Source organism: Streptomyces sp. NPDC055955 (assembly GCF_042270245.1).
Taxonomy (GTDB): domain Bacteria; phylum Actinomycetota; class Actinomycetes; order Streptomycetales; family Streptomycetaceae; genus Streptomyces.
In genome coordinates, this window is sequence record NZ_JBHJYS010000038.1 from 37,657 (window position 1) to 62,227 (window position 24,571).

Here is a 24,571-nt window from a genome sequence, read left to right on the forward strand (position 1 = left end):
AGAGTGACGGTGGTGCACATCCCAGCACCGCCCACAGAGAAGGGGCAGTCATGGCCTTAGAGTTCATCGGCATTGACCCGAACACCGGACAGAGCGGATCCCCAACCGCTTGGGTCGACGCAGAGACCGCCGACATCGTGTTGCAGAGCTACACCGCCGACGATGCGACCCGAGCCCAGTGCATCGAGAACACGGCGCCTGGGCACGCGAAGGGGATTCCCGCCCATGAAACCGTGATCCGCATCCCGGCTCACCTGGTACCCATGCTGAGGGAGGCTTGCGATGCCGCCGAGCGGCGAGCTGCGCTTTAACGACCTGTTCGAAGCCGCCGAGCACTCCGCCGTACACCTGGAGATGCGCGACGTGTACGGCGTGGGTGATGAAGCCGACGACTTCCGCCACTGGCAGGAAACAGGGCGGCGCGATACTGACCCGGATTCCGCGTACTGGGCGCCCTGGGTTGACCTCATCTCCCCTGCGACATCGCGTGGTGTCGAGGTCCGCCGGGCGCGCATCGTCTCGGAACCGGTGACGGACTACATCCGGTACGAGCACGCGGGGACCAGCGTCAACGTGAGAGCCGGCGAGGACGTGCGCTGGCTTGCGCGGCGGCGCGCGGCCGACCTGATGTTGCCCGGCTGCGACCTGTGGATCTTTGACGGATCGAGCGTCCTGTTCAACCACTTCACCGGCGAAGGCAACTGGGCCGACCCGCCCTTGGAGCTGTGGACCGAGCCCGCCGTGGTCAAGCAGTGCGTTGACGCGTTCGAAGCGGTCTGGAGCCGGGCGACGCCTCACGAGCTGTACGAGATCCACTGACGAGAGAACCGGATAGGCCCGTTCATGCCCAACTCCCCGTCGTCCTCCGCACAAGCTGCCCGCGAGACCGTGGCCGGCCGACTGCGTGGCCTGCGAAAGACTGCCGGCCTTACGGTCGTTGAGCTGGCCAGTCGGTGCCGGTGGCACCATGCCAAGGTCTCTCGTATCGAGCACGCCAAGACGCCGCCCTCGCCCACCGACATCCGCCTGTGGTGCACTCACTGCGACGCCGTGAGCGAGGTCGAGGACTTGATCGCGTCGTCTCTCAATGCGGAGTCCCTGTACACGGAGTGGCGGCGGCGAACTCGCCAAGGGCTGCGGCAGCTTCAAGACAGCTACGTGCAGCTCTACCAGTCGACCCGCCTGTTTCGCGTGTACTCACCGACCCTCATTCCAGGACTGCTCCAGACCGAGGGATACGCGCGCGCACTGCTGAGCATCAACGCAGAACTACTCGACGTTCCCAACGACGCCGGGGCCGCGGCGGACGCCCGCGTGGAGAGATCGCAGATCATCCACCAGGCCGGGCACAGATTCGTCCTGGTCGTCGAGGAAAGCGCCCTGTACTACCAGCTCGGCGATCACGACGCGATGGCCGCACAGCTCGGCTACCTGCTCACCGCCGGCGCCCTCCCGGCGGTGTCCCTGGGCATCATCCCCATGAACACGCCAGCACGCGGCCAGTGGCCCCAAGAGGTGTTCCACGTGTACGACGACACGCTCGTTTCCGTGGAGCTCCTGTCAGCCCAAGTCAGTGTGACGCAGCCATCAGAGATCGCACTGTATCTGCGTGCGTTCGAGCAGCTGCGGAGCATGGCCGCATACGGCGCGGACGCGCGAGCGCTGATCGTGAAAGCCATTGATGCACTGGGCTGACCGTGTGGCTTCGTTCTTGGGCCTCGTGCGACGGCTAGCTCAGAGTGTGAGCGCGAACCGGCGGCAGACATGGATGCGCGCGAACTCGCTCCTCAGCTGCCGTTCTTCCTCGAGGCGGGCGTGCAGGAAGGCAGCCATAGGCTTCAGGCCCGGTCGACGACTTCCTACGGCACGATCCGGCTCCCCAGGCTCGCTTAGTAGTTCGCGTAAACGTGCAGATAGTGGTCGCTCTCGATGAACCCCATGGCCCGATACCAGCGCAGAGTCTCAGGAAGGTCTCGAGTCCAGGCATCGAGCGTGTCCAAGCCCAGGAAGCGTGCGCGAGCTTGAGCCTCTGTGAGGAGCGCCCGGCCGTGGCCTTGGTGCTGATGGTCGGGATGGACAGCAACCGTGTCGATGGTGGCCAGACCGCCGTCGACCGTCACGTCCATGGCGCCGAGCACGGTCCCGGAATCCCCCGTAGCGACCAGCTCGAACCCTGGTGCAGGGATCTCTGGTTTCGTCTGCAGAACATCATCGAAGTAGGGGGTGTTCAGGAAGGACAGCACTCGGCAGCGGAGCCATGATGCTTCGTCTACGGGGGTGTACTCACGGATGATGCGGCTCACGTTCGTGGTCCTCGTTCGTCGTAGAGTTCAACGGGGCGTGGTCACGAATCGGCGAGATCATGGACGTCAGCCTGACCCTGAGCCCACCTGGCAGCAAACGTATTTCCGTGCCAACCGAACTGGTCGAACGCCGCGGCCAGATACGGCGGTCGTAATGGGCGTCGTGGTCACCGCGGCCGCCGCGCTCACGGCTGGCTATCTGCTCGGACGGCTGCGCCCGTGGCGGCGTGCGGGCGACTGGGCGGCCGATCAGGTCCGCTTCACAGGGGCGTGGGTCCGGGACGGCAAGGGGCGCAGGCGGTCGCCGTCCTGGTCCACGTCGTCACCGCGCCGCGCACCAGCTGGCGCACCCCAGCCACCGACACGCTGGCGCCGAGGGCAGGCCGCAGAAGCACTCCCCCAAAACCCCCATCGTCCACGCACTAAGCACACTCAAGAGGTGCCGTGCCGAGCAGGCCCCTGAGGATCGGCGGGCCTTATCCGTCACCGGTCCTCAGCGCAGGCGAGTCATAGTGACCACCGCGTGCCGCGTGGTCCCGGCGGCGATCTCCACGACCAAGCTGTGTGGGAGCGTGGCGTACCTGTCGCCGGATGCGGTCCGGGCGCGACGGGGCGGTCCCGCGTCCGTGAGGAGCGGGTGACTTCGGGTGGTGCTGTGGTTCAGGTGGGCTGCTGGACCGGCGCACGCGGGTCAGGCTCTGCCGTAGTCGGTGCGGGGACCAGTAGACGCAGTCGTGCCTGGGTTTCGGGGTCGGTGGAGTACAGGAGGGTTCCGGACATGCCACGAGTGAGGAGGACTTTGTAGGTGTTGCGGACCAGGCGGAGGAAGGTGACGCGGTCGGTGCTTGTGAGCGCGGGATCCCTGCTGGCCTGAGGGTTGGGGAGCCAGCGGTCCTGACGCCAGACGAGGTCGTCTCCGAGGATGACGCCGTTCCAGTCGTACTCGAAGCCCTGGGCGGTGTAGATGCAGCCGACCTGGCCGAAGCCGTCGGGGTCGGTGGCCCACAGCCAGGACGGGGGGACGCCGTCGAGGCGGGACTCACCGCGCAGGTTCCACGGCTTGCGCCAGGAGCCGATCGTGATGTCGTCGACCAGACGGCCGCGGCGCGGGTCGCTCCATCGCCAGCAGAAGCCGGCCGTGATGCGGGCGGTGAGGTGCTGCGACTCCTTGGCCTGCAGGATGTCTTCCATCTGCTGGGGAGAGTCGACCACACGGACGTGGAAGGCCCGCTCGTCGGCCCACTCGGTGGCGGGCTCGTCGGTGAGCTGCAGCAGGCGCAGGACCCACTGTTCGTAGGCTCGGCTGCCGCCGTTGCGGAACTGGCCATTGAGGTCGATGTGGCGTGGGCGCAGGCCTCGGGCGGCGGCGGCCTGGTCGATCGCTTTGCGGCTGCCCATTTCGCCGGGGCGTACGACTTGGTGGTCGTCCAGGAGGAAGACAGGGACGCGGGCGGCGTCGAGGAGTTCGTCGACCTGGCGTACCCCGCGGTGGCGGACGGAGTGGGCGCGGATGCGGTGGGCCTCGTCGCAGATCAGTGCGTCCAGTCCGTTCTTGGGGGCGTCGGCGAAGTTCATGAAGTAGCCGAAGAGCTTGCGGACGCGGGGGTTGTTGGTGCCGACGGCGTGGTGGAGGGTGCGGGTGAAGGACTTGGATCCGGTGGCGTGGACCACGGTGTGGCGGTCGTGGGCGAGGTGGCTCATCAGGTGCAGGGCGATGACGCTTTTGCCGGAGCCGGGGCCGCCGGTGACGATGAGGACTTCTTTGCTGTCCGCTTCGCGGGCCTTCTTCACCGCGCGGCGGACCAGGGAGACAGCGACCTGTTGTTGGTCGAGCAGGACGAACCGGTCGGCGTGCAGGATCTCTTCCGCGGTCGCGCGCAGCAGGGGACGGCTGGGGGCCAAGGGGCTGTCGACGAGTTCGTCGGCGGCCGCGGTGCCGTGAGCGGGTGAGAGGCGCGACTGCAGGTAGGTGATCAGCTGATCGCGGGTGCTGTGCGTGAACAGGCGTCCGTGGTGGTCGGGTTCAAGGTCGAGCAGGTCGGCCACGCCGTTGGTATGGGCGTTGTGGAGGTAGGCCACGCCGGCCACCGCGTCGGGTTCCGCGTCCAGCACGGTGGTGAAGTCCTGCAGGTACTGGCAGTAGCGCCGTACTTGGGCGACCGGGTGCAAGAAGGCCCGGTTGTTGTTGCCGACCTCTGGCAGGCAGAGGTCTTCGGTGTCGGGCAGGGCTCGGGCGTGGGTCCACTGCTTGAGCTCGACGATGACGTAGGACGGCTGGGATGTGTGGGGGTGCCAGCCGGCCAGCACCACGTCGGCCCGCAGGCTGGACAGGGCCAGCTGGTACTCGATCAATACCTCAACATGCTGCAGTCCGGCTTCGTTCAGCACGCGGGCCAGGGCGGGCAGGCTGTTGCGCCAGGACTGTATCTCCCCGTCTTCCAGCCGGCCCAGTCGCGCCTGCCGGTGGCATTCGGTCAGATCATCGGCCACCGTGTCCTGTTGACAGCGGTCGACGAACTCGTGCACGGGCATGCGGAGTAACGGCATTGTCGTCTCCTTGGTCGGATGCGTTTCATGAAGGAGCGCGGGTGGCCCCGCGCGGGGTGAGTGCGGCCCGGTGGTGGTCGGGCGGCGTTGCCTGGGCACGCGGATCCGGCCCGTTGGGGGCTGTCCCCGCCCGGCACCACAGGGGTCCGCCGCACCCCGCGTGTGCCGCGCGTGTCGTGCAGCCGCGCCCGTGGGTGCAGGAGGCCAGATCGGGGCGAGCCGGGCCGTGGTTATTGCTGGGGGGCAGCTGGGGGCTGGGGGACGAGATACTGGTAGCGGGTGGGGCGCAGGTCTGCCTCGGCCGGCTGCCAGTCCTCGAGCAGCAGGACGTCGCCGCCGCTGCAGTGGTACGCGCCGTCCGTCTTGGTGACCTTGATGTCGCTGACGATGAACAGGTCGACGGTGTGGCGGGTATCGCGGGCGTGGAAGACCTCGTTCACGGTCAGCTCCACGCTGGTGGGGGCGCCGGTGGTGCCCTTGACCTCCACCCGCCGCTGCCGTCCTTCCCGCTCCAGGCGCAGGTCGTAGGGCTTGCCGACCTTGTGCGCCGTCCAGCCCCGCTCGGGATTCTGGTAGTGGGTGACGGCCTTCTCCTCGGCGTACAGTTCGACCGCCTTGCGCTTTTCCGGGTCCATCTGCCGGCCCGCGCCCCGCCGCCCGCGCCGGGGGCTGTTGGGGCCCTCCAACTGCTCAAGCGTGACCCCCGGCGTCGCGGCGAGCGCGACGTCATGGTCCCCGGCCCAGTCGGCCTCGATGCCGGCCGCGTCGAACAACGGCTGCGGGTCCATCGCCACCAGGTACCCCACCCCCTGCTGGGTCCCCGACCGGCGCGCCGCCTGCGACGCCTCCGCGCTGAGCGGACCGTTCGGGCCCAGTGGCACATCGTCGAGTACGGCCAGCGGTTCAAGGCCCAGCCGGTAGGGGTAGATGACCCGCTCCTCGGCGGCCTCGTCCGGCCAGTGCGGCGCCGTGCCCTCGTACACACCGACCTGCACCTTGCACAGCACCATCCGCACAGACTTCGCTTCCCACTCCCCCGGCTGCACCCGCGGCGCCGCCCCGGTCACCAGCACCGCGAAGTCCGGCTCCCGCCGTCCGTACCAGTCCGGCTTCCTCGGAAAACCCCAGGAACGCGTCACCATCCCGTGCTCCAGGTTCCGCTGGTGCCCGACCTTCTGCCCCACATGAATCATCACGAACAACGCCTCAGAAACCACCAGGGCACCTTAAGGAACTCGCTAACGACAGGTCAACAAGGTTTCATTTACTGCTCCCTGGCAGCTCGACGAAGCCCCCGCCAGCCGACGGTGCACTCCGCAGGCATCGCCGACAATCCAGGACGCTGAGTGCCACGACCTCAAGTCCGCTGCCAACGGCAGAACACCACGTACAGCTGCTCGGCATCCCGCATAGCGGCGCGCAGAACGGTGCGCTGCAGGATGGCAGGGTTCCATCATCGCCGGTGCAAGTGACCTGCCTGATGCCCTCTTCGCGCCCCGCCGGCCGTCTCCCGACCAGGAGGAATCTGTCTGGCCCGCGCGTATCCACGATCCGCATCACGAGGCGTTCGGCAGCCATCTGAGCACGGCGGAGGGTGAACGAGTGCTGGTGCGGCTGTGCGAGGGGCGACGCGACGCCGATCATGCGCTGCGTTCCCTGGCCCTGGCCCGCGGCGTGGCCGACCTGGGCCAGTTGGAGGCTGTCGGGTACGACGGCCGGGATTTTCCGCACCGTCCTTTCGCGTCGGCGGTCTGGCACGGTCTGCTGGCCATGGAGCAGCTGGACCTGGAACCCTTCGAATCCGTCACGGACACCGGATGGCAGAGTGGGTCGGGGCTGCCGCTGGGCATCCTCGCCGGGGTTCAGGCCTACACCTCGGACGCGGACGGCCGGTATCAGGGTCGGCCCACTCCCCCGATTGCAAGCACCGGTGTCCGGAGCGCGGAGTCAGCCGCGACGATGACCTGATGACCATCGGGGAGTTGCTGGGCAACAAGGGCTTCGACCCGTGTAGCAAGTGTGGCGGGTACGCCGTCCGCCGTCTCAGCCAGGACCAGGTCGCCTACTACCGTGCCGCACACCGGCTGCATGTCCTCACGCACCGGGTGCATACCACGGCAGCCCGCAACCACAGCACCGACGGCGCCGAACTGGCAGCAAATTTGCAGGAGTTCACCGGTCTGGACCGGCAGACTGCCCAGGCATGGTTTCCGTTGCGGAGGGATGGTGCGCTCAACGACCCAGCGGAAGACGCCCAAGCCGGTGCCGTGCGGGTGGCCCCGCTCGGCGATCACCGGGCGGATGCCGCGCTCCCAGAGCAGTCGCCGGTACTTGTCGTGGTCGTAGCCGCGGTCGGCGAAGAGCATGTCCGGTCTGCGTCGCGGCCGCCCGACCACGCCGGCAACCGGTGGAACCTTGTCGAGCAGGGGCAGCAGTTGGGTGACGTCATTGCGGTTGCCGCCGGTCAGCGACACCGCGAGCGGGATGCCCTGGCCGTCGGTGAGGACGTGATGCTTGCTTCCCGGTCGTGCGCGGTCGACCGGGCTGGGCCCGCTTTTGGGCCGCGCCGAGCCGCCCGGACGTGCGAGGCGTCGATCACCGCCCTCGACCAGTCCAGCTTGTTCGCGGCTCGTAGCTTCGTCAGCAGCACGACATGCAACCGGTCCCCCACGCCGGCCTCGTTCCACGCGGTTAGGCGCCGCCAGCAGGTCATGCCGGAGCCGAAGCCCAACTCCTGCGGCAGGTACTCCCATTGAATGCCCGTGTGCAGCACGAACAAGACCCCGCACAACGCCTGTCGATCGGGGACCCGCGGACATCGTGGCCGAGAGTCTGCGGACCCTGTACTGCCTTTCCACAAGCACTCCAGCAGCGTGTCGATAGCATCATGGACATGTCCGAGGTGTTGATCGGTTTCAGTGCTGCCGCTCGGCGTAGGTACTGGTGGCGGGGCGCCATTGTGATGGTGATGTTTGCCAGTGGGACGGTGGCGGTCGGCCTAACCGCGCCAGCTTCGGAGCGCTGGTGGTGGGTCGGCGGTTTTGGTGCATTCGTCCTGGCCGTAGGCTTCGACATGATCAACCGAATCTATGGCCGGGCGGCCCTGACCACTGCTGGCATAGAGTTCCGCACCATCGCGAGCAGGCGCTCGATCCCCTGGAACGAGATCGTCGGCATCGAGGAGAAGTCGCGAGCGTCACGGAGCGGGCTCTGGCATTACCTGCAGGTCGTCCGGATTAAGGATCGATCGCTCATGATTCCCGGGACCCTCACCAATCGGATGTGGGATGCGGAACTCGATCACAAGCGGGTCCTTATCCAGGAGCACTGGTCCCGGGCGCTCACTGATTGACTTGGGCGTCAGCCGCTCACCATGGAAAGGCCGTGCGGGGCTGCGGTGTGGCGCTTCCCGCCGGTCTGGAACTGCAGGAAGAGCCGCCAGTTTCCGGAGGTGGGCAGTTCAGCGTTGGATGACCATTCCGGCCCGCCGCGGTCGCCGCTCACCTTAGACCGTGTCCTACATGGTGGGGTTGAGAAAGCGTTTGTAGCTGCACAGGGCTCCGGCGAGTCTGAGAAAGGCGAGGTAGTTGGCGGGTTGGCGCTCAAAGCGGTGGTTGAGCCAGCGGTAGCCGGACAGCCAGGGCATGATCCGCTCGAGATGATGCCAACTGAGGGCCCTGCGGCCGGCGGAGGAGACTTGGCTTCGTTCACTTCGAGCAGCAGCGTCTGTCGATGAGATTCAGCAGCAGTTGGTCACCAGCTGGCTTGCGGATTTTCACAAGAAGTGACGGCAGTGCCGTGACACCGAGGTGGCGACGGGACACTGCTTGCAGTTCCCGTGAGTCCCAGCCCACCTACTCAGCATTCGGATGAAGGTGTGATGATTCGTTCGTGGTGACAGGTGCCGAGTGGGCGCGGATTCGGCGAGGCCTGCGTTTCGGGCAGGTCTTCGAGGGCACTGTGGTGCAGGTTCCCCGGCCCGGGACGATCGGGATCTTCGTGGACATTGGCCTGAGCGTCGGAGGGTTTGTCGACGCACTGTGGCTGTCGGGCGAGATCGAGGACTGGCCATCGGAAGGCACGGTTGCCGATTTCAAGATCTGGTGGGCTGACAGTCGCCAGCAGATCCGGCTGATGCCGTGCGACTCTCGGTACCTGCGGAACGACTTCGCAGCCTTGGTCGAACGCTTCCGTCCCAATTGGCCATCTGACGTCGGCCAGCCCGTGCCTGACCCAGAGCCTGCGAGTTCCCACGAGTCGCGAACCGCGCTTCGCTCTGATGGGCCGCCGGCCGACTCCCGTTGATGCTGGGGAAGCGGCCGACGGACCCGGCGGAAGCAAGCTGGCCGCGACTTCTGCTCGGGCTCGGGTGCTGTCGTGGCAAGTACCGCAGCATTGTCAAAACTTGTCGCGGTTACCAGCGCACTCCTAGCTCGTCGAGGGCCGCGATCTGATCTGGGGAGAGCCGACTGTCGCATCGTGCGGCTCTCTGCCGGGTGAGCCAGGAATCCAGGCGTAGTCCGTCCCCTACCTCGTCCTCGCCTCGCAGCCGACCTACCGCTGGCAGCTCGCACCAGCTGGCAACAGCAGTGGACACCGTGACTTCCTCGACCTGCCGCTTGCTGAGCAGAACGCGGCCTAGCCCGCGCCGGCGAGCCGGGCCCATCCTCGACGCAATGGGCACAGTTTCAACACGCCAGCCACACAAGTGGCGTTGCCCGCGCGATACTCACGCTCAACAGCACATCCCTGGGGGGACCATGAGCACCCGCACGATCACGATTCCGGCCATCCTCACCATCACCGCCATCGCGCTCACAGCCTGCGGAACACAGACCAAGACCGACGAGCCCGCAAAGAAGCCCGCCAAGTCCAGCGCCAGCAAAGACCCCGCGCAACAGTTCCTCGACTGGGCAGATAATGGCGGCAGCGAACGCATCGACACCATCGCCACTGACCTCGGCGCTGTCGACAAAGCCTCCCACCCCGTCGACCTCGCCGGCCTCCGCGAGAGCTGCTCCACACTCACCGCCGACATCGAAGCCGCCCAAGGTGGCGACTCCATGCCCGACACAGCCATGGCCAAGCGATGGGACCTCGCCCTCAAACACCTCGGCAACTCCGCGACGGCCTGCACAGAAGGCTCCATCAGCGAAGACCAGGCATCGTTCGACCTCATGGCATCCGAGATGGACATCGGCATCAAGCACCTCAACGCTGTAAACAAGCACCTTGACGAAGTCATCGCCGACTAGGCCACGCAGGCCGGCTGCAGCGTCGTCGCCCGCTCTGTCTACGGAACCCGGACATGAAGACGCCCCGCCTTCGGTCGGGGCGTCACCTTGCCCCGGTCATCTCCGCCAGACGTTGGCCTTCTCCGTCAATAGGAGCGGCGCGCCGTCGGGACCCTTCACATGGGACGGGATCCAGTGCTTGGCTCTCCGCAACTCGTCGCTGTAGCGGTCCGACTTGTACATCCGCCAGTGCCCGGACACGACCCACCGCTTCCGATTCCGCCTGCCATCCGAACCGGCATCCGGATCCCGATCGCTCGGCGTGTACTGGCGCCGCAACGCCACAAGGGTTTCCAGGGGGTCGCACTGCCCGACTACCCAATGTGGACGGGTCCGGAGGACTCTCCAGTGCGTTGGTTCTCCGCCCCAGGGCAGTTGCTACGCCAAGACGGCTTGGGCGTCCACAGCTGGTTGCACGTCCGGTGCCGGACCCGGGCCGACCTAGAGACGATCTGCGAGAGCGTCCCTGGGCGCTGGGCTCTGGGATATACCGAGTCGCTGCATGCGGAACCGCTGCCGTTTTGAACTCTCATGATGCGGGCTGCCTGTTGAGACGTCACCGGCAGATGAGGGTGCCCTCCCAAGACAACCGGGCTCCTGCACCTGTGACAGGTGCAGGGGCCCGGTTTGCGTCCGCCGATCCGCTACGGGGGGCGCGGACCGGCGGGGTTCGGGGATGGTTCAGTAGCTGAGCGTGGGCAGGTGCCAGCTCGGGCCGTCCGGCTCGCGGTACGTGACGGTCTGCCGGGTCGGGGTGATGGTCAGAGCGAAGTCGTCGCGGGCGATGTCGCCGGTGAAGGTCTTGGCGAGTTCCTCGACGCGGTCCCACAGGCGGACCGGGCCGCTCTGGCGCACGGTGCCGGTGGTGTCGACGGTTGCGACGGAGCCGTCCGCGGTCCACAGGCCGACGGCCGTGACCTGTCCTTGGTCGTCTTTCCAGGTGCATGAGGTGTAGCCGGGCAGGGCGAGCGAGAGGGGGAACTTCAGGCGCCCCAGGACGTCGTGGGGTGCCACGGACGTCGCCTTGGGGTCTTCGTTGCGGACCGCGTCGAGATCGGGCGGTGTGACAGGCGAGCGGAGCGTCATGAAGTGGGCGGGGGTGGGCAGGAAGCGGCCGGTGGCGTGTCCGGGGCCGGTCACCTGCGCGCGGACGATGCCGTAGCCGAGCGGGGCGACGATGACCGCGCCGTCGGCGGCCTGCTCCAGCAGTGCGGGCGGGATGGCGTGCAGGCCCGCGGTGGCGATGATGCGGTCGTAGGGGGCCCGGCGCGGGTAGCCGAGTGCGCCGTCGCCGGCCGCGAGGGTGGGGCTGTGGCCTGCCTGCTTCAGGCGGCCGATCGCTGCGGCCACGAGCCCGGGGTCGACGTCGACGCTCGTGACGCGTTTCTCGCCCAGGCGGTGCGACAGGAGCGCGGTGTTGTAGCCGGTTCCGGTGCCGAGCTCGAAGACCCGGTTGCCGTCGTGGACGTCGAGGGCCTCAAGCATGGTGAGCATCAGGGACGGCTGGCTCGATGAGCTGGTGGGGAAGCCGTGTTCGTCGAGCTGGGTCGTCAGTGCGGCGTCGGCGTAGACGGCTTCCAGGTATCCGGCGTCGCCCCAGGACACGGGCTGCCATGCCGCGTCGGTGCCCTGCGTGTAGAAGCGCGGAACGAAGACGTGCCGCGGGACGTCGGCGAACGCCTGGAGCCACCGGCCGTCGTGGTCCTGGGCGAGATCCGTGGCGTATTTGTGCCGCAGGGCGGCCGACGTGCCGGTGTCCGGCCAGGAATTCATTCGGTGACTCCTTGCAGGTAGGCGGCGTGCGCGGCGGCGATCGGCAGGCCGGTGCGGTTCTCCACCCAGGCCCAGGTGCCGGCGGGGTTGTTCTCGAAGAACACCCACTCCCCTTGCGGGGTGACGGCGAAGTCGAAACTTCCGAAGACGATGCCGTAGTAGGCCAGGAAGCGGCGTACGGCTATCGCGATGTCGTCGGGGACGGTGATCGTGCCGTACTCGATGTGCTCGTAGTCGGTGCGCCAGTCCGTGGCGGCCTGGGCGGACGTGGTGTGCAGCATCCCGCCGAAGACCTGGTCGCCGACGGCGACGAGGCGTACCTCGAAGTCCTTCTCGACCCTCTCCTGGAAGTAGTGGGCGCTCAGGCGGATGCTGTCGTCGAAGTCGAGCGGGTCCACGTGGTGGGTCGCCACCATCAGTGCGCGGCCCTCCTCGATGGGCAGGCGGCCGCCCAGGACCGGTTTGCAGATCAGCGGGGCGTCGATCTGCTGGGCGAAGCCGCGTGCGGCGGCGGGGTCGTTGGTGATCAGGCTGCGCGGCACGGTGAGCCCGCAACGGGTCGCGGCGACGAGCTGCTGAGGCTTGTGGGCTGCGACCCGGTCGGCGTGCGGGTTGTTGATCCACACGACGCCCGGCAGGGCCGCCAGGACGTTCAGCAGGGCGGCATCGGCCTGGTTCTGGGCCCACGTGCGGTAGGGCTCGGGGACGGTGTCCGCGATGAGGGGGCGTCCGGGCCGCCTCCAGTAGATGGCCCGGACGTCCTCGAGCCGCGCCGTCCGGCGCCCGTCGTCGAGGATCCCGCTCCAGCCCGCCTCACCGGCTGCATGCGCGGCGGTGAGGGTGAGCTGCTGCGGGAACGTAGCGACGTCGAAGCGGATGACCGGGACATCGCGCCGGTTGAGCTGGTCGACGACCATGTCGGCGGACGCGTCCAGCTGCTCGGCGACCACGAGCACCGGGCGGGCGGCGGCGGTCATGACGCGGACGCGTAGTACGGGTCCTGGACGTCGTCGCCCTGCCCGTCGTGGTTGGTGTCCGTCGTCGAGGCGGCCATGTCTGCGGTGTGCCAGGGGCTGCCGTCCGCCTGCACGTTGATCTGGAGCCCCTCGTTCCAGGACACGCCCCTGATCGACGTCTCAACGAGGCAGGGCGGGGCCGCGGACCGCGCGGCGAACGGAATGGCGGCAGTGCTCATCGGATCCTCCATAGATGTGGAGCGGATGGTGCCAGGGCCCGCTCCCCGGGTGCCGAATGCCGTGCGGAGGTCCCGGGGAGCGGGATCTTGCAGCCCGCCGCGTCTCAGCCTTCCTGTGCGAGACGCGGCGGGGGCTCAGGAAAGGCTGTGCCACAACGCGATGCCGATCGCGCCGATGCCGGCGGCAGCCAGGACGGTGGTGATCAGCGCCTGTGTGATACGTGCGTGCCGTGGCGGGAACGGTGGCGCAGTCACGGGTGCTCCCGCGGGGCCTCGGGCGGCAATCCGGGCCGGGCGGTGAACACGCCTGTGCCCGATGCAGGGGTGCCGTCGGCTGCGGGGAGCGGCGCGCCCACAGCACGGCACGTGTTCGGGCGGCTGGCGGCGGCCACCTGCTCGGCGTGCAGGATCAGGAGCGCATTCGCCGTGTTCGCCAGGTCCCGGCTGTACTCCCACGCCAGGTAGTGCGTAGTGAGAGGCGACGGCCGACGCGCTGTGTGCAGGAGCCGGAAGGCGGCGAGGCATGTGGCGCGTACGGGTGCGGTGTCGTCCTTGACGGTGGTCAGGAGCTGCCGTACGTGCTCGGCGAGTTCGGTGATACGGGTGTCGATCGTGGACCGCTCAGGCATGGCGACTCCGGGCGCGAGCGCGGCGCCGATCAGGTGCCGCAGCGCGGCGGAGTCTACGGGCGTCTGCGCGGTGACCTGGTCCAGCAGCGCCTCGTTGGCCCCTTGCGGGGCGGCGGCATGGCGCGCCGACTGGCCAACGTCGCGTCTGGATGTACTCACCCTGCTCACCTGGTTCCCCATAGGCCGAGATCGTTCGGTGTCCTGCCAAGAGGTAACCGCGCGGTCACCGTGCGCGGGTACCGTTGGAAGCCGGTGGAACCGTGAACACCGTGAACGATCATGGAACCTTTCGGGAGTTGAGCTCATGGCCGCTCGGAAGTGCACGCCCAACCCCGCCCTCGCTGGGTTGCTTGACCAGGCGAAATGGTCGCGGACGCAGCTGGCTCAGCAGGTGAACCGACTCGGCCCGCAGGCCGGTCTGGAGCTGACGTACGACCGCACCGCGGTCGCGCACTGGATTGCCGGAACGGCTCCGAAGCCCGAGGTCAGGGCCCTGATCATCGAGGCTCTGTCAGCGCGGCTGGGCCGCCCCGTCACTCACGCGGAAGCGGGCCTGACGCCCGCTCCGTCCATCGTCGCCTCCCAAGGGGCTGACACTGTCGAGGAGTTGATCGACCTAGGAAGGGCAACGATGGACCCATCCCGCCGTGGCCTGCTCGCCGCGACCGTGTTCTCAGCGGCGCTCACCGTTCCCGCTTTCGCCGGGCAGGCACAGGCCGCCACGCCAGTGAGGCAGGGCAAACAGACCGTGCGGATCGGTGCCTCACAGGTCCAGTCTGTGCGCACCATGACTGACCGCATCGCCGACATCCTCGACGAACTCGGCGCGGGGCACGCCATACCGATGGCCTCCGCGTTCCTCGTCAACACCGTCGGGCCGTGGCTGAAGGCGCAGTCCAACGACACAGTCCGCAAGGACATGCTGGCTGCGGCGTCCGACCTGACGTACTTGACCGGGTGGATGGCCATGTACGAGAAGGCGCACGGTCTGGGGCAGTCCTACTACGTCAAGGCGCTGGAGCTCGCGCGGGACGCAGAGGACCACGTGACGTACTGCCGCACGCTGCGCGGCATGTCGCTGCAGGCCTCCAGCCTGCGCCACGGGCAGAAGTCGCTCCAGCTCGCCGACGCGGCCGCGGAAGCAGCCCCCTGCGCCGGTCCGCGCCTGGTGGCGTTCCTGCGCGGGCAACAGGCGCACGCTGCCTCCATGGTCGGTGACCGCCACCAGGCCCACACCCGACTGCGGGAGGCCGAGGACGCGCTGTCGAAGGCGGACGACCGGCGCGACGCGATCGGCGGCTACGACCGGACGGCGTGGCTGTTCCATCTTTCGCATGTGCTCTACGAGGAACGAGACCTCCCCGGCAGCATCAGAGCTCTCAAGCAGTCGATCCGAGTACAGCCCCCGCAGGAGCGCCAGGGCCTGGTGCACTCCTACGCGATGCTGGCCCAGCGCCAGCTCGCCCACGGGCATCTGGACGCCGCCTGCGCATCATGGGGCCGATTCCTCGACGAGTACGAACACGTCTCCAGCGCCCGCGGCGACGACCACTTCCAGACGATGCGCACACAGATGCGCCGGCACTCGGCAACCCGCCCCGTCCAGGAGCTGGCAACCCGAGCACGCGAGGTCGCGGCCCTCAAGGCATGAACACAAGGCTGCCCTCTATGGCCAGGCAGCCGCCTGGCCATAGAGGGCTAACGAAGCTCGGCGACGATGCGCCTCTCCTTGTCGGGGTCGCTGTCATGGTCATCCCAGCGCGGATGCTCCACCGGCATCGACCCCGACGTGAGCCACTCCCAGGTGTCGGCGACGGTCTGCGCGAGCGGACGGCACACGAGCCCAGCAGCTTGCGCGCGCGTGCTGTCGACGGCCCACGTGCCCTGTGCCGTGCGCCACGACGGGAGCTCAGTCCACTCCCGAACACCGTGCGCGGTGAGCAGCTCGTTAGGCGCCCGCGCCCGCCGGTGACAGCCACACAGGCCCCCAGCAGGTCCTCCATGGTGTCCCGGTCGCGCGGCGCGGCCACGTTGTAGGCGCCGGGCACTGCCGAGAGCGCGAACTCGGCGACGTCCCGGACATCGACCGGCTGCACGTGCGTGACCGGCCGGCCCGGGGCGAGGATCGCGGCCTCCCCGCCTGGCCCGGCTCAGCCACCACGGCAAGCGCCCCGACCGGTTGATGGACACCGGCGATGCGCAGATCACGGCCGCAGCAAGAGGTGCAGGAGCGTGACGACCCCGATGCCCGCCAGAGGGCAACGCCGAATGCGGGATGGAGGAAAGACACGTACGGCTGCGTGCGTTGCCCTCTCTCGACCGCCGGCACCTGTCGGTGGCACAGCGCGACTAAAGTTCTTGGACAACACGCCCGGCAGGCGCTGACCACCGCATTCACCCGGGAAGGTGGCCCATCGCGAGGCCGCCAGCTGACTTGCTGTCAGTTCTCGCCTGAGTGTGGAGAGTCAGCCTCGACGTTCTCTTCTGAGCCGGGCAAAGCGGTATCGACCGGCCCCTCGGGGATCTCACGCACGTGCACCTGGACCTTGCCGGATCGCTTGAGATCAGGCCGGGCGAGCAGAACCTCTACAAACAGGCGGTCACCCACGCGGACCTGGTCCCCCAACAGGGCCTCCTTCAGCGGAGTGCTCATCGCCGTGTGGTACAGCATGGCGAGGGAATTGCCCGGGAGCTGCGGATATCCGTCAAGCGCCAGCAGTATGAACGCCTTCTCGGGCCGGGGAGACGTGACCGTGGCCCCCATACGTTCCCCCTCCTGGGGACAGCCGGTCAGGAGAGCAAGGTCAACGCTCGAGGCTCGGGTCGGAGTCGGGGCCGGGGCCGACCAGCCGGAGCGGGTCACGTTGATGCAGCGCTGCTTGGGCAGGATGGACCGGATCGTGACCTCTAACTGGGTCCCCTTGACCAGCTCTCCGGTGACCTGGCTGGGCACGATGCGGGACGTTCCGCCGTGTTGTAGGTCGATGAAGACGTCACCCCTGGCCGTGACCCGGCTGACCGTCGCCCGGAATGTGGCACCCCGCTGGTAGATCCTGACCCACTGGTGCCAGGGGCTGAGTTGGCCGTGCCTTTCGGTGAAGTGGGTGCCGTTGCGATCGGTCACGAAGTGGCCGGCGATGGTGTCGCCGATCGGGTACCGCACGGAGAGGTCCGCAGGGATGGTCCGGTCCCAGGGCAGGTGCTCCGCGAGGAGTTCGCCTGTGCGTCTCGGGTTGGCCGTGTCTCGTACGAACACGGACTCGGCCGATCCCCAGATCACCTCGGCCACGGCCTCGACGACGATGGGGAAGGCAGGCTTCTGCGCAACGGCGGGTAGCCCCTTGCCGGCGCGCGCTCGCTTAGCTTCGGAGAGGAAATGCTTGGCCTGTTCCTGCAGCAGGTGCTGATCTCCCCGGGGGGCGAACTCCCGAATGATCGTCGCCAGCAGGGTCGGCGAGATGTCCTGCTCGCCGTTCATCAACGCGTACCAGGTTGACCGCCCAGGGCCGTAGATGCTCTTTCCCAGGCTTGTAGGCGTCTGACCGCCCAGGTCCATCACCTGACCTACGAACCGGCCCAGTTCCCGGCACTCCACCGGCCCTCGGTACTCCGTGTTGCGTGTCATCCGCCCCGCCTCTTTGTCCACGGACTATCCAATAGTCCGAGGTTAGTCCGCGCATCACCTGCTACTTCACCGTCTACCAGAAGACGTACACCTTGCCCCTGGGCAATCTCGGTATCCACCCCCGGACAGGCCGGGGGTAGATACCGATGGAGTTAGAGATGAAGAAGCAGAACAAGGACTGGCGTCACATGCGTCGCGCGATCACCTTCGGGCTGGCTCGTGGAGCAGCCACAACCGTTGGAGGGCTGATCGTCACGGCGTTCGTGTGGTGGGTGCAGCAGAAAGGCTGAGCGCCTGTTGTTACCACTGCTTACTTAGTCCTTATTTATTGAGAGTTGTCCATTCCGGGGGTGAGGGGCGAAGCCCCTCACCCCCGACCACAGACGAGGAAGCGATACTGTCCGCACCGGCCGGGACACTCAACTCGCCCGGCAGCAGGCGGCATCCGTACGATCAACGAACCGCACGTCGGCCGCCGGGCCGTGGCCCGCAGCCCCAGGCCCCCGCCGTTCCCAAATCGGGCACGGGCCCCACCCACCGAGCGAGCGCCAACGAGACCGACCCGGAGCCGGTCCCGCTCCACCGGTCCGGCGGACCGGACCACCTCGCCCAACGGCGCGAGCGCGGCGTACTCGCCTCCCCGGACCGATCCTCGTGAACTGATCCAGACCGCGAGTGAATGAGGAGCGGGGCACACGACCCGTCCGCCGTACAGTGCGCACCGCGAGATGGCAGGACATGCAGGCGGTCAGGTGTAGCCGACGATCCGGCGGAGGCTCAGACCTGCAGGCCATGCGACCGAGTTCATCGGTGTGATGACGGTGCTCGGCATCGCCGTTGGGGCAGTCCCGGCCGAGACCGAACAGGACTTGCAACCGATCACCTGCGGCGCACAGATGTGGGAATTCTTCTGTTGAGCCGAAAGCAGACTGAGCGCGGGCTGCGGCAGTGGCCGGTCGGCCTCATACTCTTCCTGGCCTCCATCGCCGCGCTTGTACGGTCGACGACGTCCTATGGCACCATCCGGTTTCCCGGACTCGGTGTAGTAGTTCGCGTAGACGTGCAGGTAGTGGTCGCTCTCGATGAACCCTATGGCCCGATACCAGCGCAGAGTCTCAGGAAGGTCTCGCGTTCAGGCGTCGAGCGCGACCAGGCCCAGGACGCGTGCTCGAGCTTGAGCTTCTGCGAGCAGTGCCCGGCCATGACCTTGGTGCTGGTGATCGGGATGGACAGCAACCGTGTCAATCGTCGCCAGGCCGGCGACCAGCTCGAACCCTGGTGCAGGGATCTCTGGTCTACAACCGCAACGGGGCGATCGAGCACCTCGAATCCGTTCCGGACTCGCAGGCCAGCCTACTCCTGTGGCCTCGGCTGATCATCGGCGCCGGCGATGTCACCCCTATCGGACGTCGCATCCGCAATCGCCGACGCACTCCCCCGCCCCGTCGGTAGCGTCGGCACTATCTCCGACCCCAACAACCCCCAGGGACCATGAACCCGGAAGTCGCACAACCCGTGATCGACACCCATGTCATCCTCCGCGACGGCGACCAGCTGCTCTTCTCCCAGCGCGGAGGCCCCTACGGCTACGGACGTTGGCACCTGCCGTCGGGCAAGCTCGATCAGGGCGAGCCCCTGCGTCTGGGCGCCGCACGGGAGCTGCGCGAAGAAACCGGGGTCATCGTCGATCCGGACCATCTGCGCCTGGTGCACGTCGTCCACCATCACCAGGACGACACCGTGCAGCGGATCGGGTTCTTCTTCGAGGCCACCGAGTGGAGCGGCAAGCCAGTCAACCAGGAACCAGACAAGTGCATGGCTCTGGAGTGGTTCAGGGTTCACGAACTGCCCGAGGACCTCATCGAGTATCCGAAGGAAGGCCTCCTCGGCTACCTGAACGATGACGGTGGCCTGACAGAACACGGCTGGGTCTAGCGCCGGCACACCGCACGAGAGGTCGGCTGCGGTCCGCCTGTATCTACGGGACCGGAGCCAACTGCCGGGTGAGGTGTCACGCCTGGCGGCGCAACTGCGTCCCCCACATCAGAGGCGGCCGTGGTGCGGCAGTCGGAGGCGGTGTGCACCCGCATCCGTCCCTCCCCCTGCGGCCCGTCTCATCGGGCCGCGAGCGCGCAGGCCCCCGGCCGACGCGCAACACGACACAACGCGGCTTTGACCCCGAGCACGCACGCGCCGGCCTTGCCTGCCGTCTGCTCTTTCTCTCCTTCTTTTTCCTTCTCCCACCTGTGGCCAGGCCGGAGTGCGCGTGAGAGGGGTTGTCGGCACCACCGGTACGCCCGTACCGGCGGGTGTGACCTGCCGGTTTCCTCTCTCCAGCGGTGGAGGGTGCACTAGGGGGTTTGAGGCCCTCTTTGGGGGTGACTTTGCTGGTGGTTTTGAGGGGTAGTTTGTCGGCGATGCCGGTGCCGACCAACCGCGGGTGCCCGGGCCGGTCCCACAGGCGTTGGGCCTCCCCCGCCCGAGCTACGGCTTTGTGGTGATCGGCTCGATCCTCACCATCACCGGTTCCTGGCCGCCTGATCGCCGTCGACTTCCGCCCAACTGCCCGGCCCATGACGGGCAGTGGGGTTATTCATCCGGTTCGCTGGCCGTCACACGGCCAGCGGTGAAGGTCAGCCCAGTGCCTGGTCCCGAGGCTGGGGTCCGCCACCACCGGCTGTGTTCCACCACGTCCGGTGGCACGGCCCCCGCTCGTACAGGCGGACTCAAAGCGGCGCCAACGACCGAGAACGGCAAAGAGCAACGGTGAGACAGCCAGCAAAGACCGAGGAACAGCACACTCCATCCCCACCAGCCATCATCGCGCCGGCACTGAGGACGAGCTGCACGTCGCAGAAGCCGATCACGCGGGCCTGGTGGCGATCACCAGCCACAACACGACGCCCAGCATCCCGGCACCCCCCAGGGCGGCCGTGAACGATCTGCGCCCGGACTACGCAGCGGTGGGCAGGGACGCAGCGCAGCGGGGATCCCAAAGTGCGCAACCCAGCCGGTGATGGCCGGCACGGCGAGTGCGGCAAGGGCGAACGGCTCCACATCACCCTCCGCTATCGCCGGCCGGTACGCACACCGGTACGCGCCTCGCCGCACCACGCCGCCGCGCCGCCAGGCCGCCAGGCCGCCGGGCCGCCGGGCCGCCGGGCCGCGACAGCGCACCGGTTGCGCAGCAGCCAGTCACCGCCCGCGCGAGGGCTCGCCGATGGTTGCGCAGCACGACCCGATCGACCACTGCGCAACGGTGAGCGCGGACGCTGCGCAGCGGGGGGGCGGGGACGCTGCGCAGCGGGGATCTTGGAGTGCGCAGTCAGAGCGCACCGCGACTGCGCAGCCAAGGCGCGCAGCGTCGTGGGTGCGCAGTCGCGGTCACTGCGCACTCCCCCACACCGGTACGCGTTTGGTTTCCCAACGCGTACCGGCCCGCGTCTGCCCATTCCGCGTCACCCGGCTTCGAGGGCGCCGCAGCGACGGGCCGCGCCGCTGCGATCCGGTGACCGGTACGCGTTCTACAAGGGGCGAAAAGCGCGTACCGAAACGCGTACCGGTCTGCAGAACCCTCAGGTCACAGACCTGCCGGACGAAGCAATAGCCCCCAGGCCTCGGCCGGTTTGCTCAGCTGCTGGTACGCGTTTTGCCGCCCTGCTCCAGATGCCCGGTACGCGTTTGGGCGGGCACCACAAAAATGCGTACCGACCGCTCACCGTCGACCGGTACGGGCTGCGCAGTACCCGGTGCGCAACACGTCCTCACCGGCACTGCGCAGTGGAGTCCGGGCCGGACAGGCTCGCTGCGCAACTCCCGGAGCCCCGTTGCGCAGCGAGCCCGAACCCCGCGCACTGCGCACTGCGCAGTGCGCACCAGGCCTCGCGGGAAGGCTGAACCCCTCTGCGCAGTTCCTCAGTGATCACAAGCCCGTCTTATGTCCAGGCCGTCAGTTCGGCGAGGCCGCGTGTTGTGGTGCCGCCGTCGTGGAGGATCCAGATACCGCTGCCTGGCTGGGCCTGGCCGAGCGGCTTTTCAACGCCGGGGACGTCGACGGACGGTGGCCACCGTGTGCCGTCTTCCGACCAGCGGATCCCACTGAGGCCGATGCCGGTCAAGTCGGCGGTGCTCAGGTCGGCGGTGGTGAAGTCGTTCAGACCGCCGACGCCTCAGCGGCTGTCGAATCCGCGCCAGTCCATGGATCACGAATAACCCTCGGACCCTCAGGACCCGATACCGGACCAGCAGTAAATCCATGGTCATCGCCAAGCTGGCCTTGTCGGCGCAGTGGCCCGCCTGGTGAGGCGGGGAAGGTCAGCCCGTAGATGCGCTGCCATCGTCAGGGACAACAAGGGTCCACGTGGAGCAGCCGGGCGGCAGGTTCTCCTCAGGCCAGCGGCTGAACTTCGGCGCCAGGAGCGGCATGCGCTCCTCGGCGGTCAGATGCCGCTCGGTCCACTCCTGGGGCCACTGCCGGACGCTGCCCCAGTTCTGGTTGAACTCGGCGAGAGCACGAGCAGCTTCGAAGGAGACGCCGCCGTTCAAGACCGCTCCGTAGAAGAAGGTCATGCCGGTGAACGTGGCGCCATCGAAGACCACCGGTTCGTCTCCGAAATCCGTGCGCGCGAAGATGATGCGGGACCCGAACCATGCTCCGAGGAAGTGCGCACTGCCCCCCTCGAAGCGGGCGCCGGCAAAGTAGCCGTGCTGGATGAACTCGGCGTGTGCGAAGTTGGCTCCGCCGATGAACCGGGTGCCTGCGAACGTGGCTATCTCGACCCGGCGGCCGACGAACTCGAAGTCCAGAAGTACCGCGCCGGTCAGGTCCAGTTCGATGGCAGGCCAGAATTTCGGTTCCTTGGGGGCGGGGTTCAGGGGCCAGCTGGGGTTTTCTCCCCGGTCGACGCCGACCCAGAGGTGACGAGTGAGGATGTCTTGAGCAGTCACCCGTACCACGCGTTCTTGCTCCCACGCGGCAGCGGCTGCCTGCTGTGCGGCGACCGCCGCGGTCCGCTCCGGCACGCTCAGTCCGGCAAGGTCTGATTCGGGCACGTCGAGCGGCGGGGTAGGCGTGAAGGGCATCCGCAGGTAGGCGCAGAACATGTTGACGATGGTCTGTCGGTGGTGGGCATGGTCCTGGGCCAGGCGTTCGAGTGCGTACAGGCCCGCCAAACGAACTGGAGGACTCTGGCTCCCCAGCTGGCCGGCTGCTGCCGTGTACAGCTCCGTGATACGACGCTCGGTCGCGTCGAACTCGGCGGCAGCATCGGCTGCCTCCTGCCGGATGTGGGTATGCTCGCTCAGCCACTGTCGCCGCAACGCCAGGAGTAGAGCGGCAGCTCCTCCAGTACCGGCACCGACAGTCAGCGCAGTCTTGATGGCATCAATTCGGGCTGTCGCTCTCGCTGCCCCGTGTAGGGGTTGAGTCTGCGCCAGCATGAACCACATGGTCACAGTGGCCGCAGCCACCACGAGGACACTGGCGACCAATGCCCACCACCAAGAAATCGGCTGCACACGACGCCTAGCCGTACTCTCCACGCCACCCCCAACTACGCGCGCACCTGCCGCTACTCACTCTTCCCTGCTCTGTTTCAGACAGATCGCGCTTTGAGGAACATCAGAGGTCGCCCTGTGCAGCCAGGGCTTCGGCGCCGGTCTCGACGTCGCCCTCTACCGACTGGCGAGCAGATTCCTCCCGTTCCGATACTCCCCATGGGATTGGCACAGCCCCTTCGCCGTACCTTGAGCCCTGGATCCCGGATAAGCCTCCCCGTCTCCGGAGCCCAGAGCTACGGTCTACGGTCTACGGCGTTGCTTACGCGCCTCTCGGCGCCAGGAACTGGCTGACTGCCGCGACATGACGGTGGCAGGGTGGTCGCGGCCCAGCACTCGGGTTCGGTCCTTGGCGACTCTGGTGAAGTCGGCAGTGGCGCCGGCCGGGTCTCCTGCTTCGCCGCGCCAGTGAGCGGCCTCATGCCGTGTGCTGAGGGTGCTGGGGTGGTCGGCGCCCAGCACTCGGGCTCGGTCCTTGGCGAGTTCGGTGTAGTCGGCGGCAGCGCCGGCCGGGTCTCCTGCCTCACCGCGCCAGTGAGCGGCGTTGTGCCGCGTGTTCAGGGTGCTGGGGTGGTCGGCGCCCAGCACTCGGTCGCGGTCCTTGGCGAGTTCGGTGTAGTCGGCGGCAGCGCCGGCCGCGTCTCCTGCCTCACCACGCCAACCAGCTGCGTTGTGCCGCGTGTTCAGGGTGTCAGGGTGGTCGGCGCCCAGCACTCGGGTTCGGTCCTTGGCGATTTTTATGTACTCGGCGGCGGCGCCGGCCGCGTCTTTCGCTTCACCACGCCAGCCAGCTGCGTTGTGCCGCGCGCTGAGGGTGTCAGGGTCGTCGCGGCCCAGCAGTCGGCTTCGGTCCTTGGCGAGTTCGGTGAAGTCGGCGGCAGCGCCGGCCGCGTCTCCTGCCTCACCACGCCAGCCAGCTGCGTTGTGCCGCGCGCTGAGGGTGTCAGGGTCGTCGCGGCCCAGCAGCCGGCTTCGGTCCTTGGCGAGTTCGGTGAAGTCGGCGGCAGCGCCGGCCGCGTCTCCTGCCTCACCACGCCAGTGAGCTGCGTTGTGCCGCGTGTTCAGGGTGTCAGGGTGGTCAGCACCCAGCAGCCGAGCTCGGTCCCCGGCAAGTTCAGCGAAGGCGGCGGCAGCAGCCGCCACGTTCCCGGCATGTCCGTGCCAATGAGCGACCTCATGCCGCGTGTTGAGAGTGGCAGGGTGGTCAGCACCCAGCAGCCGAGCTCGGTCCTTGGCGAGTTCGGTGAAGGCAGCGGCGGCGCCGGCCGCGTCTCCCGCTTCGCCGCGCCAGTGAGCTGCATTGTGCCGCGCGCTGAGGGCGACAGAGGATACAAGCTTTCGTTCCTGAGCCAGTTCTGCGAGGGCAGTAATAGCGTCGGAGGCCTCGCTGGAGGCACGATTCCGCTCTTGTTCCGCTGAGGCGATGGAAGGCTCGGGGAAGTCCTCACCAGCAGCTGCATCCCACAGCGAGTGAAAGCGCTGCACCTCGTGCTCTACCGACGCGCCCCCCGGCACACGGTTGGCTAGTTCCGTGACAAGCACCTGCACCAGACCCCACCCGGGCAACCGCGGCTTGGTGAAAGCGTCATGAATACGGCTGGAGCTGGCCGCCCCGAGAAGCGCCCGGGACAGGTCACGCACCGATGGCC

At 67.7% G+C, this 24,571-nt stretch carries 23 protein-coding genes and 1 pseudogene; 10 read left to right on the forward strand and 14 right to left on the reverse strand.

Annotated features, from left to right (window positions below; all coding sequences use genetic code 11):
* The first annotated feature begins 50 nt into the window (after positions 1-50).
* From ACFC96_RS43705 to ACFC96_RS43715, 3 genes are read left to right on the forward strand one after another with little or no spacing between them, the layout of a single operon-like run.
* Positions 51-311 carry a hypothetical protein gene (locus ACFC96_RS43705; RefSeq protein ID WP_376618143.1) on the forward strand — a complete coding sequence of 87 codons (261 nt, stop codon included), beginning with the start codon at positions 51-53 and terminating at the stop codon, positions 309-311.
* A complete protein-coding gene (locus ACFC96_RS43710) occupies positions 283-819 on the forward strand; it encodes a DUF6879 family protein (protein WP_376618144.1) in 537 nt (178 codons plus the stop codon). Before ACFC96_RS43705 ends, ACFC96_RS43710 begins: the two co-directional genes overlap by 29 nt.
* Before the next feature lie 24 nt (positions 820-843).
* Positions 844-1,695 (forward strand): helix-turn-helix domain-containing protein, encoded by an 852-nt coding sequence (locus ACFC96_RS43715; RefSeq protein ID WP_376618146.1) that lies wholly within the window; start codon positions 844-846, stop codon positions 1,693-1,695.
* A 194-nt stretch (positions 1,696-1,889) separates the two neighbouring features.
* Here the strand turns inward: ACFC96_RS43715 and ACFC96_RS43720 are convergent, their stop codons facing one another.
* The 3 genes from ACFC96_RS43720 to ACFC96_RS43730 form a co-directional block, all read right to left on the reverse strand.
* A complete protein-coding gene (locus ACFC96_RS43720; RefSeq protein ID WP_376618148.1) occupies positions 1,890-2,303 on the reverse strand; it encodes a GNAT family N-acetyltransferase in 414 nt (137 codons plus the stop codon).
* Between the two features lie 660 nt (positions 2,304-2,963).
* Positions 2,964-4,850, reverse strand: a complete 1,887-nt coding sequence (locus ACFC96_RS43725) for a DNA/RNA helicase domain-containing protein (protein ID WP_376618150.1) — start codon at positions 4,848-4,850, stop codon at positions 2,964-2,966.
* 230 nt (positions 4,851-5,080) lie between these two features.
* Entirely contained in the window at positions 5,081-6,043 is a 963-nt protein-coding gene (locus tag ACFC96_RS43730) for a DUF3883 domain-containing protein (protein ID WP_376618194.1), read from the reverse strand.
* 409 nt (positions 6,044-6,452) lie between these two features.
* Between ACFC96_RS43730 and ACFC96_RS43735 the strand changes: the two genes are divergently transcribed.
* Positions 6,453-6,818: a hypothetical protein gene (locus ACFC96_RS43735; protein WP_376618151.1), complete on the forward strand. Its 366-nt coding sequence runs from the start codon at positions 6,453-6,455 to the stop codon at positions 6,816-6,818.
* A 257-nt stretch (positions 6,819-7,075) separates the two neighbouring features.
* On the opposite strand, the pseudogene ACFC96_RS43740 reads toward ACFC96_RS43735, so the two are convergent.
* A pseudogene (locus ACFC96_RS43740) lies at positions 7,076-7,662 on the reverse strand (IS5 family transposase); the annotation flags it as partial.
* 81 nt (positions 7,663-7,743) lie between these two features.
* On the opposite strand from ACFC96_RS43740, the gene ACFC96_RS43745 reads away from it, so the two are divergent.
* Both ACFC96_RS43745 and ACFC96_RS43750 read left to right on the forward strand, forming a co-directional pair.
* Positions 7,744-8,202, forward strand: a complete 459-nt coding sequence (locus ACFC96_RS43745; protein WP_376618153.1) for a hypothetical protein — start codon at positions 7,744-7,746, stop codon at positions 8,200-8,202.
* Positions 8,203-8,741: 539 nt separating this feature from the next.
* Positions 8,742-9,155 carry a hypothetical protein gene (locus tag ACFC96_RS43750; protein ID WP_376220283.1) on the forward strand — a complete coding sequence of 138 codons (414 nt, stop codon included), beginning with the start codon at positions 8,742-8,744 and terminating at the stop codon, positions 9,153-9,155.
* A gap of 109 nt (positions 9,156-9,264) precedes the next feature.
* On the opposite strand, the gene ACFC96_RS43755 is transcribed toward ACFC96_RS43750, so the two are convergent.
* Complete coding sequence (locus ACFC96_RS43755) at positions 9,265-9,516, reverse strand: helicase associated domain-containing protein (RefSeq protein WP_376618196.1); 252 nt, start codon at positions 9,514-9,516, stop codon at positions 9,265-9,267.
* Positions 9,517-9,610: 94 nt separating this feature from the next.
* Between ACFC96_RS43755 and ACFC96_RS43760 the strand changes: the two genes are divergently transcribed.
* Positions 9,611-10,105 carry a hypothetical protein gene (locus tag ACFC96_RS43760; protein WP_376618155.1) on the forward strand — a complete coding sequence of 165 codons (495 nt, stop codon included), beginning with the start codon at positions 9,611-9,613 and terminating at the stop codon, positions 10,103-10,105.
* Positions 10,106-10,825: 720 nt separating this feature from the next.
* Here the strand turns inward: ACFC96_RS43760 and ACFC96_RS43765 are convergent.
* The 4 genes from ACFC96_RS43765 to ACFC96_RS43780 all read right to left on the reverse strand — a co-directional run bounded on the left by ACFC96_RS43765 (position 10,826) and on the right by ACFC96_RS43780 (position 13,900).
* Complete coding sequence (locus ACFC96_RS43765) at positions 10,826-11,917, reverse strand: methyltransferase domain-containing protein (RefSeq protein WP_376618157.1); 1,092 nt, start codon at positions 11,915-11,917, stop codon at positions 10,826-10,828.
* On the reverse strand, positions 11,914-12,894 hold the full coding sequence (gene tgmB / locus ACFC96_RS43770) for an ATP-grasp ribosomal peptide maturase (RefSeq protein ID WP_376618158.1): 981 nt from the start codon (positions 12,892-12,894) through the stop codon (positions 11,914-11,916). The genes ACFC96_RS43765 and tgmB overlap by 4 nt, the downstream gene beginning before the upstream one ends.
* Positions 12,891-13,112: a hypothetical protein gene (locus ACFC96_RS43775; RefSeq protein WP_376618160.1), complete on the reverse strand. Its 222-nt coding sequence runs from the start codon at positions 13,110-13,112 to the stop codon at positions 12,891-12,893. Before ACFC96_RS43775 ends, tgmB begins: the two co-directional genes overlap by 4 nt.
* A gap of 251 nt (positions 13,113-13,363) precedes the next feature.
* Positions 13,364-13,900 carry a DUF6415 family natural product biosynthesis protein gene (locus tag ACFC96_RS43780; RefSeq protein ID WP_376618162.1) on the reverse strand — a complete coding sequence of 179 codons (537 nt, stop codon included), beginning with the start codon at positions 13,898-13,900 and terminating at the stop codon, positions 13,364-13,366.
* Positions 13,901-14,045: 145 nt separating this feature from the next.
* On the opposite strand from ACFC96_RS43780, the gene ACFC96_RS43785 reads away from it, so the two are divergent.
* Positions 14,046-15,392, forward strand: coding sequence for a hypothetical protein (locus ACFC96_RS43785; RefSeq protein ID WP_376618164.1), 1,347 nt, complete (start codon positions 14,046-14,048; stop codon positions 15,390-15,392).
* A 47-nt stretch (positions 15,393-15,439) separates the two neighbouring features.
* Here the strand turns inward: ACFC96_RS43785 and ACFC96_RS43790 are convergent, their stop codons facing one another.
* Both ACFC96_RS43790 and ACFC96_RS43795 read right to left on the reverse strand, forming a co-directional pair.
* Positions 15,440-15,580 (reverse strand): hypothetical protein, encoded by a 141-nt coding sequence (locus ACFC96_RS43790; RefSeq protein WP_376618165.1) that lies wholly within the window; start codon positions 15,578-15,580, stop codon positions 15,440-15,442.
* Between the two features lie 601 nt (positions 15,581-16,181).
* On the reverse strand, positions 16,182-17,366 hold the full coding sequence (locus ACFC96_RS43795; RefSeq protein WP_376618167.1) for a hypothetical protein: 1,185 nt from the start codon (positions 17,364-17,366) through the stop codon (positions 16,182-16,184).
* A gap of 158 nt (positions 17,367-17,524) precedes the next feature.
* Here ACFC96_RS43795 and ACFC96_RS43800 point away from each other — a divergent pair, with 158 nt between their 5' ends.
* A complete protein-coding gene (locus tag ACFC96_RS43800) occupies positions 17,525-17,656 on the forward strand; it encodes a hypothetical protein (protein WP_376618169.1) in 132 nt (43 codons plus the stop codon).
* 842 nt (positions 17,657-18,498) lie between these two features.
* On the opposite strand, the gene ACFC96_RS43805 is transcribed toward ACFC96_RS43800, so the two are convergent.
* A complete protein-coding gene (locus tag ACFC96_RS43805) occupies positions 18,499-18,696 on the reverse strand; it encodes a GNAT family N-acetyltransferase (RefSeq protein WP_376618198.1) in 198 nt (65 codons plus the stop codon).
* A gap of 161 nt (positions 18,697-18,857) precedes the next feature.
* On the opposite strand from ACFC96_RS43805, the gene ACFC96_RS43810 reads away from it, so the two are divergent.
* Positions 18,858-19,301 (forward strand): NUDIX domain-containing protein, encoded by a 444-nt coding sequence (locus ACFC96_RS43810; RefSeq protein WP_376618170.1) that lies wholly within the window; start codon positions 18,858-18,860, stop codon positions 19,299-19,301.
* A 2,379-nt stretch (positions 19,302-21,680) separates the two neighbouring features.
* Here the strand turns inward: ACFC96_RS43810 and ACFC96_RS43815 are convergent.
* Together ACFC96_RS43815 and ACFC96_RS43820 are read right to left on the reverse strand one after the other, a co-directional pair.
* Positions 21,681-22,805, reverse strand: a complete 1,125-nt coding sequence (locus ACFC96_RS43815) for a pentapeptide repeat-containing protein (RefSeq protein ID WP_376618172.1) — start codon at positions 22,803-22,805, stop codon at positions 21,681-21,683.
* Positions 22,806-23,165: 360 nt separating this feature from the next.
* Positions 23,166-24,470 carry a tetratricopeptide repeat protein gene (locus tag ACFC96_RS43820; RefSeq protein ID WP_376618174.1) on the reverse strand — a complete coding sequence of 435 codons (1,305 nt, stop codon included), beginning with the start codon at positions 24,468-24,470 and terminating at the stop codon, positions 23,166-23,168.
* Positions 24,471-24,571 lie beyond the last annotated feature (101 nt).